General features: G+C 54.2%; 7 protein-coding genes. 6 read left to right on the top strand and 1 reads right to left on the bottom strand.

The annotated features are described in order from the left end of the window. The first annotated feature begins 185 nt into the window (after positions 1-185). Entirely contained in the window at positions 186-3026 is a 2841-nt protein-coding gene (locus tag QKW35_RS18330) for a cache domain-containing protein (protein WP_282355472.1), read from the top strand. A gap of 68 nt (positions 3027-3094) precedes the next feature. Further along, positions 3095-3796 carry a response regulator transcription factor gene (locus QKW35_RS18325; RefSeq protein WP_282355471.1) on the top strand — a complete coding sequence of 234 codons (702 nt, stop codon included), beginning with the start codon at positions 3095-3097 and terminating at the stop codon, positions 3794-3796. A 69-nt stretch (positions 3797-3865) separates the two neighbouring features. Here QKW35_RS18325 and QKW35_RS18320 read toward each other — a convergent pair whose 3' ends face one another. Further along, a complete protein-coding gene (locus QKW35_RS18320; RefSeq protein ID WP_282355469.1) occupies positions 3866-5272 on the bottom strand; it encodes a xanthine/uracil/vitamin C permease in 1407 nt (468 codons plus the stop codon). 229 nt (positions 5273-5501) lie between these two features. On the opposite strand from QKW35_RS18320, the gene QKW35_RS18315 reads away from it, so the two are divergent. The 4 genes from QKW35_RS18315 (at position 5502) to QKW35_RS18300 (ending at position 11853) form a co-directional block, all read left to right on the top strand. Further along, the gene (locus tag QKW35_RS18315) at positions 5502-6059 is read left to right on the top strand and encodes a copper-binding protein (protein ID WP_282355467.1); all 558 of its coding nucleotides are present in this window, start codon (positions 5502-5504) and stop codon (positions 6057-6059) included. Between the two features lie 182 nt (positions 6060-6241). Beyond that, on the top strand, positions 6242-8407 hold the full coding sequence (nosR, locus tag QKW35_RS18310; protein ID WP_282355465.1) for a transcriptional regulator NosR: 2166 nt from the start codon (positions 6242-6244) through the stop codon (positions 8405-8407). A 71-nt stretch (positions 8408-8478) separates the two neighbouring features. Beyond that, the gene (gene nosZ, locus QKW35_RS18305; RefSeq protein WP_282355464.1) at positions 8479-10389 is read left to right on the top strand and encodes a TAT-dependent nitrous-oxide reductase; all 1911 of its coding nucleotides are present in this window, start codon (positions 8479-8481) and stop codon (positions 10387-10389) included. 123 nt (positions 10390-10512) lie between these two features. Further along, positions 10513-11853 (top strand): nitrous oxide reductase family maturation protein NosD, encoded by a 1341-nt coding sequence (locus tag QKW35_RS18300; protein ID WP_282355463.1) that lies wholly within the window; start codon positions 10513-10515, stop codon positions 11851-11853.

Below are 11853 nucleotides of genomic sequence, written 5' to 3'. Positions count from 1 at the left end.
GTGAGAGCCCGCTACGTTGTTGTACATCTGTTCGGAACCAGTCTTATTGTTATTTGGTTGCGAACTAACTTACGGGGTAATGGTTGCTCAACTATTTGGCAATTCTAACGAAATGTAACAGTTTCGATGGCGGGCTTTACTTTGTGCTACATTCAGCTATTCGTACAAATTATTAGGGTTTTCCCGTGTATCGTTACTCCCCTATAACCTTCCGCCTGTTCATGATGTTGCTGCTGTTGATCAGCAGTATCTTCGTGTCGATCTACTGGCTGACGGTGCCCCTGATCAAGCAGAACGTGTTTGGTCTTGAACTCAGCTCCAATCGCCAGGTGCTGAACATTGTTTATGACCTGGCTAACCGGATGCACTTCAGTACCGAATCCTATGTAGAGCAGGCGCTGGATGCGGAAGAGCAAAAACTGAAAGCCGTGGTGGATCTGGGGGAGAGTTATATACGTGCAGGGCTGGCGGACGCTAATGCGCCAGGCACAGATAAAGAAACCCAATGGCAGTTGCTTTACCGCGAGCTGCGCGAGCTGCATTTTGAGGGGGATAACTACCTCTGGATATCCGATTACAACGGACGTCTGTTGTCGCACCCGGACGGCAAGTTCCAGGGGCAGAACATCAGTCTGCACCAGGTGGATGACGCCCCACCGGCGTTGCCCGAGATCCTGAGCAAGGCGCGCAGGGACGGCGAGGGTTTCTATCGCTACAAATGGTATCGCCTCAATCAAGACGACGTGATCGACAAGTATTCCTACGTGCGCAGCTTTCCGGAGTGGGGCATTGTACTGGGAGCGGGGGTATACGCCGACGACCTGGAGAAAGAAGCGCAGGCTCATAAGGAGCGCTTGCTGGCCGAGTTGAGCCAGGCGTTGGAGAGTGTAAAGATCGCCACCAACGGGTATCTCTACATCTTCGATTCCAACGGGGACATGATCTACCACCCCAACTCCAACATTCATGGTACCAACTTTCGGGACCTGCTAAATCCGGTGACTGGGCGTCCGATCTACCAGGACCTGATCGCCGTATCCGATACCGACGAAGAGCTTTACTACAAGTGGGATAGCCCCACCGACCCGGGTAATTACGCCTATGAGAAGCTGTCTCTGGTGCGTCATCTGAGCGGTTTTGACTGGTATATCAGCTCGTCAGTGTATCTGGACGATCTCAAAGCCAGCTCCGTGCAGCTGGGACAGCGTTTGCTGGCGATGGGATTCTTCGGCCTGTTGGCGGCGATTGTGGCCGCGTTCCTGTTTGCCGAGTATTTGACTTCGCCGATCAAGCAGCTCTCGGCCACCGCCTATAAGATCAGCCGGGGGCAGTTTGGTGCCAAGACCGGCATCAATCGTAACGATGAGCTGGGCACGTTAGCCGATTCCTTCGACAGCATGGTGGATCAGTTACGCGATAACATCCAGGGATTGAATACGCGCGTAGCCGAACGAACCCGTGAACTGTCCGATTCCAACCAGCAGTTGCTGGAAGCGGTGAGTTCACTGAAATCAGCCAAGAGTGAACTGACCGCATCGGAAACCCGCCAGCGCCTGATTCTGGACGCGCTGCCGGCGCAGGTAGCGTATCTGGACGCACAAGGTCGCTACATGTTTGTAAACCGTGAATATGCCGAGATGTTTGGTCGTTACAAGAGTGAACTGGTTGGCAGGCTGACCGAGGAAGTCATGCCGCCACGCATGTATGAAGAGACATTGCCATACATACGCCAGGCGCTGCGTGGTGAAAAGGTGATGTATGAGTACAGTGCCGACGTGAATGGCAAGGTCATGGTGACCCGCCGCACCTTGCTGCCGTTTTACGGCGAGCAGCGCCAGACTGTCGAAGGTGTACTGAACCTGTCGATCGATATCACCAACGAACGGGAAACCGAAGAGCGGTTGGCCGAAGCAAGCAAGATGAAAGCGGTGGGGCAGATGTCCGGTGGCCTGGCACATGACTTCAATAACCTGCTGACGATCATTCTGGGCAACCTGCTGGAAGCGCAGAATCATCCGGAGCTGCCGCTGGCGCTGAACGGTAATCTGGTGCCAGCGATCCGTGCTACGCGCCGTGGGGCGGATCTGACCAAACGCTTGCTGGCGTTCTCTCGTCGCCAACCGCTGTCGCCGGACTGCATCAAGCCGGATCGCCTGATCCAGGATGTGATCGGCTTGTTATCAGGACCGCTGCCTGAGAATATCCGCATCGAAACCCGCATCGACGAAGACGCCGCCGTGGTGTATGTCGACGAGGCGCAGATGGAAGATGCGCTGGTGAACCTGGCACTGAACGCTGCGGATTCGATGGAACGGGGTGGTGTGCTAAGTTTCGAGGTGCGCCCGTTCAGCTGTGACAGCCACAGCGGCTTTGATGAGCCGGTGCCATCCGGTGATTATGTGCTGCTGGCGGTTAAGGACACCGGTAGCGGTTTCAGTGAAGATGCGCTACAGAAAGCCTTTGAGCCGTTCTTTACCACCAAGGCGACCGGCGCGGGATCGGGGCTGGGGCTCAGTATGGTGTACGGTTTTGTGAAGCAGTCGAAAGGGTATATTCGCATTTGCAACCGCGATGCAGCAGGTGCCACTATCGAGATCCTGCTGCCTGTAGGGACGGCCAGTCAGTGTGCGGTACCTACGCCGGAACATGAGCGCCTGCAACCAGCGAAGGTGGCCGATGCCAGCTCATTGGTGCTGCTGGTGGAGGATAACCCGGATGTGCGCACGGTGGTGCGTCATCAACTGGTGAAGATTGGCTTTACCGTACTGGAAGCCGAAACCGCCGATGAAGCGGACAATTTACTGCTCAATCTGCCGGAACTGGCCGGTGTGGTGAGTGATATTGTGATGCCGGGCGAGAAGGATGGGTACGCTGTGGCGCAACGGGTACAGGAGCGTTACCCCGGTGCCTTTGTTGTGCTGATGACCGGTTACAGCGAAACCTACAGCGAACATGACGGTGAATTCTGCCTGTTGCAGAAACCGTTTGATCAGGCGGAGCTGACCAAAGCGATCTTTCAGACCTGAGCCTGCTTTCGGGGTATAACAGGGAACAACAAAAAAGTGAGAGCTAGGGAGCAGCCGGGGATACAACGATGAAAAACAACAACCTGGTGTTTGTAATTGAAGATGAAGAGGATCTGGGGCGTCTGATGTGCAGTGCGCTGGAGAATTTTCGCTATGAAGTCCGCTATTTCTCCAACGGGGTTGATGCGCTGGCTGCCGCACCCAAAGAGAATCCGGATATTTGCATTGTCGACCTGAATCTACCCGATATGGACGGCTTGGAATTGGTGAAGCAGTTTGATGCCCAACAGCGTGGTGTAATCATTGTCTCTGGACGCGATGATCTGACGGACCGCGTGTTGGGGTTGGAGTTTGGGGCCGACGATTACATCACTAAGCCCTTTGAGCCACGGGAACTGGTAGCGCGGGTGCAAAGCCTGTTGCGTCGTCTGCAGCGTAGCGCCGAAGCGGAAGTGGTAACCTGCAAGAAGGCGGAGTTTGCCGGCTGGACCTACCGCCCCGAGTCGTTGGAGTTGCAGTACACCGGCCTGAAGAAACAGTCCCTGAGCCGAGCGGAAGGGGATATGTTGCTGGCGTTGTTGAAGCACCCGTTTCAGATACTATCCCGTGATCAATTGCTGGGTGATAACTGCACGCCGTATGACCGTAGCATTGATGTGCGGATGTCCCGCTTGCGGAAGAAGCTGGAAAGCAGCAGCGAGGAGAGTGAGCTCATCAAAACCGTGTATGGCGCGGGTTATATGCTTACAACGGCGGTCAACTGGAGTTAAATAACCGGTTTTTGTTTCCAAACAAAAAGGGGAGCCAATCGGCTCCCCTTTGTTATTTCGGGATGGTGCTTAAGCCATCTCTTTCTCTTTTTTATCTTCTTCGCCGTCGGCAAAGATGATCTCGTCTTCCGGACGGTGTTTGCCCAGCAGTTTCGGACGCTCGATCAGGAAGTAGAGGATCAGGCCTATCGCTACCGCGTACACGGTGGATTTTGGATCAGGCATCGCTAGGGTTACCGCAACGATGCCTGCTACACCACGTTCGGTTGGGTTCTTCAGCTGTTCCATACCCACCATGATGCAGATGTATGCAGTCAGGATCAGGGTCAGGGACAGGGCGATCGGCAGGACCGGTTTAAACAGGGTTACCAGCGGCAGGATAAACAATGCCACCAGGCCGGTCAGCCAGAAGGTACCGCCACCACTGTAGATGGAGTCCATCGCTTTGCGGCCCATCGCGTAACGTTCGGCAACAGTTGCGTGCGCAGCCGTCCACAGCGGACCTGCCAGACCCGGCCACGGTGCGAAGAACGCGTGCAGAGCGTTACGCAGAGCAGTCACCAGATGCACACGGTCTACGCTCTCCTCGATAGACTCATCCTTACGCAGGTGGTCTACACGTTTCACCAGCGTAAAGCCTACGATGATGTCACCGAATGCAATCACGTAGGCGATCAGTGCAGTCGGAATAGCCAGCAGGAACACGTCCCAACCCGGGAAGCCAACAGTGAACGTCAGGTACTGCCACATCAGGCCGAAATCAGGTTGAGTAATGCCCCACTCGATATCCGGTACTTTGTATTCACCGGTGGTCCACCCGATGACCATCGCGAAGATCATACCCGGCACCATACCGAAGGTTGCGATACGCTTCGCCAGAGAACTCTCTTCCATGATGTTTTTGAAGGACAGGGAGAACAGGATGTATGCGGAGATAATGGAACCCACAATCAGGGAGATTGGCGTAGCATCAACACGCCCCCCCACTTTCAGCTCGCCCATCATCGCAGCGATACCCGCACCGATGATGATACCTGCTTTCAGGGAGTTCGGGATCACATCTACCAGCTTGGAGCCGAGGCGGGTGATACCCAGAATAAAGAAGATGATGGTTACTTCCAGCTGCAGGGCGAACAGCGCCTTGATCGCCTCAGGGCCCGGTTCGAAACCTTTCAGATACAACAGTACTACCGGAATCGCCGGCGTAATCCAGCCAGGCACCAGTGGTACACCCAGCAGTGCTGGCAAACAGTAGCCCAGACCGGCTACGAAGGTGAACGCCAGTGCAGCCTCGTACGGCATACCGAGGTACTTCTGCAGCAGCGGAATCATCGCCAGACCCACCACAAACATGATCAGGCCCTGGATCATCTCCGGGGTTTCCCACTTGTAGTGTACAAACGGCAGGCGGATTTTAAACGGGCCTAACGGCCAGTACGGTTGCTCCTCCCCAAAGGGACGTTGGATCAAAGGCATCTTTGTTTTCCTTGTTGTACGGAACCGCAATACCAGTGCTGTGGCCAAGGGGCACAGTGTATGGTTTGCAGGTTCCTTTGCTCGCTCTATCACATGGAGAGCCGCAGCAACCTCGGAAACGCATAAAGAGGGGCGCACCGGGGCCGCAATACGGGGTTCCCAGACGCAGTAAACAGGAAAAGTACAAACAGACTTTTTCGCAATCCTTACGAATTGTAACGGGGGTGGTATGAATGAACTAACTTTAGTAGTAGGCGCCTTTTCTGCCGTTGCCGATAGTGTTGATAGCCGTACATGTGTGCGTAAAAAGAAACTATTTTTGCCAATTGATCATTATCAAACACTTGCCTCGGTCACGGGCGTAAGGTCTCCGGTGTGGCCGATTGTCGCACATGTGTTTTCCGGCAAAACGGAGTGTTCGAAGAAAGCAGTCATGAAAAGAGTTTTACTCACAGCCTTCAGCGTTTGTATCGCCCTGACAGGAATTCCGGCGTCAGCTGAGGATATGGCATCCCACTCCATGCACCAGCATGGCTCACCAAAGATGAAGCCCATGACGGTGGAGGTGGTTGCGAACGGAGTCGTACAGAGTGTCATGGCCGAAACCAACCAGTTGAAGATTCGGCATCAGCCCATTCCGGAGTGGTCTATGGGCGCGATGCAGATGAAATTTTCCCTTGCGCCAGGGATGTCGACCAAGGTGTTCCGTCACGGTCAGCAGATTAAATTCCGCTTGCGGCAGGAAAATATGATGGAATTCACTATTCTTGAAGTTCTGGATGAGTAACGACTGAGGGTGGCCCGATGGATTAGGCCTTGTCCAATAGCAAGTACAGGTGTCTGTGTATCAGGTTTGGCGCACGCTGATCGATCACAGACCACAGTAAGTCTGACTTACTGTTTTGTTTGCATGAAGTAGCGCGTTTATCAAGCCGAGTGTTTGTAAAACGTGGCTTAAAAGGTACCCAAATGGATTTTATCGCACGTTTATTCCGCCAGCATTTGCTTGCTCTGTTTGGCTTACTGGTGATGGCGTTTCTCGCTTTCCCAGTACGTGCCATGGTGCCTGTATCTGATGCCCAGAAGCTGGAAACAATTCAGCAGGCCTTCCCTAAAAACAGCACTATCCACGATAAAGCCCCCGTTGCCGAAGGTAAAATGACCGCATGGACGGTATTTAACGGCGAAGAGGTCGTGGGTTACGCCTTTGAAACCAATGATGTGGTCAAGATTCCGGCCTATTCCGGCAAGCCGATCAACACGCTGGTGGTGATGGATGTTGAAGGCAGGCTGCTGGCAACCCGGGTACTGGAACATCACGAACCGATATTGTTGGTAGGTATTCCAGAGCAGAAACTGTTTGATTTCGCTGCCAAATACGAAGGGCTGAACGTTACCGACAAAGTGCGTGTCGGTGCGGGCAACAACGAAGACGTGATCAATGTTGACGTTGTATCGGGTGCCACCGTAACTGTTATGGTGGTCAATGAAGCGATCATGCGCTCCGCCCGGCAGGTGGCCAGTGTACTGGGAATTGCAGGTCTGTCGGAGACGGCCAAAGTGCCGCCGGCGACCATCAAGCGGGATCTGTTTACCAAAGCTGACTGGGCTCAGCTCACCGGTGACGGATCGATCCGCCGTCTGAAATTGGTGGAAGCGGATATCGACAAGGCCTTCGAGGGAACCGCCGCTGAAACCAAAGGCCGTCATGGTGAAGGCCGTCAGCAGCGTATGTTTATCGACCTCTATTATGCACCGCTCAATATTCCGACTATCGGTCGTAACCTGCTTGGCGACGATCAGTATAAGTGGCTGATGGGTGAGCTGGGCGAGGGTGATCAGGCGATCGCGGTGATGGGTAACGGCCAGTACTCCTTCAAGGGTAACGGTTATGTGCGCGGCGGCATCTTTGATCGCACCCAGTTGCAACAGTCCGGCAAGGTGATCAGTTTCCATGACACCGATTACTACCGTCTGGATGATGTCTATATTGATGGTTTCCCCGGTTTTAAGGAGATGGCGATCTTTATCATTCGGGATCAGTACGCCTTTGATCCCGGCACCCCCTGGCAGCTGGAGTTGTTGGTACGCCGCCAGGTGGGGGCCCTGGACAGTGTGTTCACCAGTTTCTACGGCGATTATCTGACACCGGAACAATATATTGTGCGGCCTGCGCCGGTAGTAGAGCCTGAGCCGGAAGCGCTTTGGGTGTCTATCTGGAAAGAGCGTGCTTTCCAGATCGGTGTGTTGAGCGTGGCGCTGGGTGTGTTGTTTATCGTCATCTTTATCCAGGACGTGCTGGTCCGATATCCACGCTTCCTGCATGCCTTTCGACGCGGTTATCTGATCTTTACTGTGGTCTTTATTGGCTGGTACACCCTCGGTCAGCTGTCGGTGGTCAATGTCTTTACCTTTGTACATGCGCTGAAAGGTGACTTTGAGTGGGAGCTGTTCCTGCTCGATCCGATGTTGTTCATCTTGTGGGGCTTTGTGGCGATGACCATGCTGCTCTGGGGCCGTGGCATCTTTTGCGGCTGGTTGTGTCCGTTTGGGGCCCTGCAGGAGCTGATCAACGAGCTGGCCCGCCGCTTCAACGTCAAGCAGTTTGAGCCACCGTTTGCCGTGCACGAACGCCTCTGGGCGCTGAAATACGTCATTCTGCTGGGGCTGTTTGCGATCTCGTTGGAGTCCCTGGCCGAAGCCGAGAAATATGCCGAGGTGGAACCTTTCAAAACGACCTTCCTGCTGAAATTTCAGCGCGACTGGGGCTATGTGTTCTATGCAGTGCTGCTGCTGGCGATCTCCGCGTTTAACCGCAAGATGTATTGCCGTTATATCTGCCCGTTGGGCGCCGCGCTTGCGATCCCGGCGCGCCTGCGTCTGTTCGATTGGCTGAAACGCCGTAAGGAGTGTGGTCAGCCTTGTAAGATCTGCGCCAACGAATGTGAGATTCAGGCCATTCACCCCGATGGCTCCATCAACGGGAACGAGTGCCATCAGTGTCTGGATTGCCAGATGACCTATTACCGCGACGACAAGTGTCCGCCGCTGGTACAGAAGAAACGTAAGAAGGCTAAGCACGAAGCAGCGCTTAAAAAAATCCCTGCTGTTGAGATCACAGATCCGGTGAAGTAAGCGCCTGCAACAAATGACCCAAGCAACGCCTGCTATGTGGTACGGCGTTATATCCAATGGAGATCGAAACGATGATAGATCCGAACGATAAGAACCTCCCTGAGATCGATACCGAAGATCCGAAGGCCACAGAACACGTCAAACTCAGCCGACGCTTGTTCCTGGGAGGCTCCGCTGCCTTGGTTGGCGCCGTGGGTACAATGGGGGCGACGATGGGGTCAGCACTGATGCCGTCCACTGCGCACGCGTCTTCCGACAACAAACACAGTGTTGGGCCGGGTGAGTTGGACGAATACTACGGCTTCTGGAGTGGTGGTCACTCGGGTGAGGTGCGTATTCTGGGTCTGCCCTCCATGCGCGAATTGATGCGCATCCCGGTCTTCAACGTGGACAGCGCAACCGGCTGGGGTATCACCAACGAGAGTAAGGCCGTGCTGGGTGAAAATGCACCGATGAACGGCGACTGTCACCACCCGCATATGTCCATGACCAACGGTCAGTACGACGGTAAATACATTTTCATCAACGATAAGGCCAACACCCGCGTTGCCCGTATCCGCGGTGATATCATGAAAACTGACAAGATCACCAACATTCCGAACTGTCAGGCAATCCACGGCCTGCGTGTGCAGAAAGTGCCGCACACCAAGTACGTTTTTGCCAACGCTGAATTCCGTATGCCGCACCCGAACAACGGCCTGAACATGGATAATATCGAAGGTTACTACACCATGTTCTCCGCAGTGAACGCCGAGACAATGGAAGTGGATTGGCAAGTGATCGTGGACGGTAACCTGGACAACACCGACGCCGACTACACCGGCAAATACGCGTTCTCCACCTGCTACAACGCGGAAGGTGCCGTGGATCTGGCCGGTTCCATGCGGGCCGAGCGAGACCATCTGGTGATCTTCAACATTCCACGCATCGAAGCGGCGGTGAAAGCCGGTAGCTTCAAGACGCTGGGTGATTCCAAGGTTCCGGTACTGGATGGTCGTAAGGGCTCCCAACTGACCGCTTATGTGCCAGTGCCGAAGAACCCGCACGGTATCAATACTGCACCGGGCGGCAAGTATGCGGTGGCCAACGGTAAGCTCTCGCCAACCGTGACCATGTTCGATCTAACGAAGTTTGATGATCTGTTCGCCGGTAAGATTAAACCACGTGACACTGTCGCGGCGGAAGTCGAGCTGGGTCTGGGACCTTTGCACACCGCCTTTGACGGCCGTGGCAACGCGTATACCACTCTGTTTATCGACAGTCAGGTATGTAAGTGGGATATCGAAAAAGCGATCAAGGCCTATAACGGCGAGAAAGTGAACTACATCGTTCAGAAGCTGGACGTGCACTATCAGCCGGGTCATAACCACACCACCATGGGGGAAACCCGAGATGCGGACGGTAAGTATTTGGTGTCGCTGCAGAAGTTCTCTAAAGACCGTTTCCTGCAGTGTGGCCCGCTGCATGCCGAGAACGATCAGCTGATCGATATCTCCGGCGACGAGATGAAGTTGATACACGATGGTCCGACCTACGCCGAACCGCACGACTGTATGCTGGTGCACCGCTCCAAGGTGAAGACTCGTAAACTGTACGAGCGTACTGATCCGACCTTCGCAATGACCGTGGAGATGGCGAAGAAAGACGGCGTCACTCTGGAAACGGATAACAAGATCATCCGTGAGGGCAACAAGGTGCGTGTTTATATGACCTCCGTTGCGCCAAGTTACGGCATGAACGAGTTTAAGGTGAAGCAGGGCGATGAGGTCACTGTGATCATCACCAACCTGGACCAGATCGAAGATGTAACTCACGGTTTCTGTATGGTGAACCACGGGGTACAGATGGAGATCAGTCCGCAGCAGACCGCATCGGTAACCTTTATGGCAGATCAGCCCGGGGTACACTGGTTCTACTGCAATTGGTTCTGCCATGCACTGCATATGGAAATGCGTGGTCGTATGCTGGTTGAACCTGCATAAGGCCTGGCAACAATGCACTCACTCATTTGCTGCTAATCAGCAAATGAGCGTGTCACACCCAGCCCTGATCTGTTCCCAGGTTATATCTCAGGGCTGGGCTTTTTCTCCGATCAGGAGGCTTGTATGGGATTATGGTTTGCTCGGTTGGCTTCAGTGCTGAGCATCAGTTGTATCGTTTCTGCCCAGGCAGCAACTTTCCATGTCTCTCCGACAGATGACCTGCAACAGGTGCTGGACCGTGCTCAGACAGGCGATCAGGTTGTATTGGCTGCCGGGACCTATAAGGGTAACTTTGTTGTCCCGCAATCCATCGAACTTTCCGGTCAGCAGGGGGCGGTATTAGATGGCCAGAACGCAGGCCATAGCCTGCAGATCGATGCCCCTGACAGCTATGTACACCATCTGCGTATCCAGAATTGGGGGGAAGACCTCACCGAGCTGGATTCCGGTGTCTTTATCTCTAAAAAAGCGGCTAAAACACGAATTGAGCACAACACCCTGCAAGGCGGAGGTTTTGGTATTTGGGTGGATGCTGCTGCCGATGTGCAATTGATCTCCAACAAGATCGAAGGCAATCTCGAACTGCGTTCCGCCGATCGTGGCAACGGCATCCACCTGTTTAATGTGACCGGTGCTCTGGCGCAGGGTAATGAAGTCTGGCACACCCGTGACGGGATCTATATCGATACCAGCAACGGCAACAAGCTGATCGGTAACTATCTGCACGATCTGCGCTACGGTGTGCACTATATGTATTCCTACCATAACCTGGTGCAGGACAACTCTACGTTCCAGACCCGTACCGGTTATGCACTGATGCAGTCCAAATACCTGACGGTCGTCGGCAACCGCTCCAAGAACGATGCCAACTACGGCATCCTGATGAACTACATCACCAACTCCACCATTCAGAACAACCGGGTTATCGGCATCCAGAATGCCAACAATCCACACATGCAGGGCGGTGGTCAGATGGGGCTCGAGGGTAAAGCGCTGTTTATCTACAACTCCCTGTTTAACCAGATCCGTGACAACCTGTTTGCCCAGAGTGATATGGGGATACATCTGACAGCTGGATCTGAAGATAACGTCATGAGTGGCAATGCCTTTGTCAGTAACAAAGAGCAGGTGAAGTACGTCGCCACTCGCGAGCAGGACTGGTCCGACAACGGTGTCGGCAACTACTGGAGCGACTATCTGGGCTGGGACATGGATGGCGATGGCATTGGTGACGTGGAGTACGAGCCAAACGACAGTGTAGACCGCCTGTTGTGGAAGTTCCCGTCCGCCAAACTGCTGCTCAACAGTCCGGCAGTGGAAACCCTGCGCTGGGTGCAGCGTCAGTTTCCGGTGCTGAAGTCGCCCGGTGTCGTCGACAGCCATCCACTGATGGCGGTACCCCATTCCTTAAAGCCAGCCAACGGTTCGTTTGCGCGTCCGGCAGGCCAGGTAGCTGAGAAATAG

It is taken from the genome of Pontibacterium granulatum (assembly GCF_029961155.1).
GTDB lineage: Bacteria > Pseudomonadota > Gammaproteobacteria > Pseudomonadales > Balneatricaceae > Pontibacterium > Pontibacterium granulatum.
This window is presented reverse-complemented; position numbering and strand designations above follow the sequence as displayed.

What these genes read in the sequence shown, in the direction of transcription:
- QKW35_RS18325 (WP_282355471.1), top strand. Translation starts at nt 3,095, where the DNA reads ATGAAAAACAACAACCTGGTGTTTGTAATTGAAGATGAAGAGGATCTG.
- QKW35_RS18320 (WP_282355469.1), bottom strand. Translation starts at nt 5,272, where the DNA reads ATGCCTTTGATCCAACGTCCCTTTGGGGAGGAGCAACCGTACTGGCCG.
- QKW35_RS18315 (WP_282355467.1), top strand. Translation starts at nt 5,502, where the DNA reads ATGAATGAACTAACTTTAGTAGTAGGCGCCTTTTCTGCCGTTGCCGAT.
- nosR (WP_282355465.1), top strand. Translation starts at nt 6,242, where the DNA reads ATGGATTTTATCGCACGTTTATTCCGCCAGCATTTGCTTGCTCTGTTT.
- nosZ (WP_282355464.1), top strand. Translation starts at nt 8,479, where the DNA reads ATGATAGATCCGAACGATAAGAACCTCCCTGAGATCGATACCGAAGAT.
- QKW35_RS18300 (WP_282355463.1), top strand. Translation starts at nt 10,513, where the DNA reads ATGGGATTATGGTTTGCTCGGTTGGCTTCAGTGCTGAGCATCAGTTGT.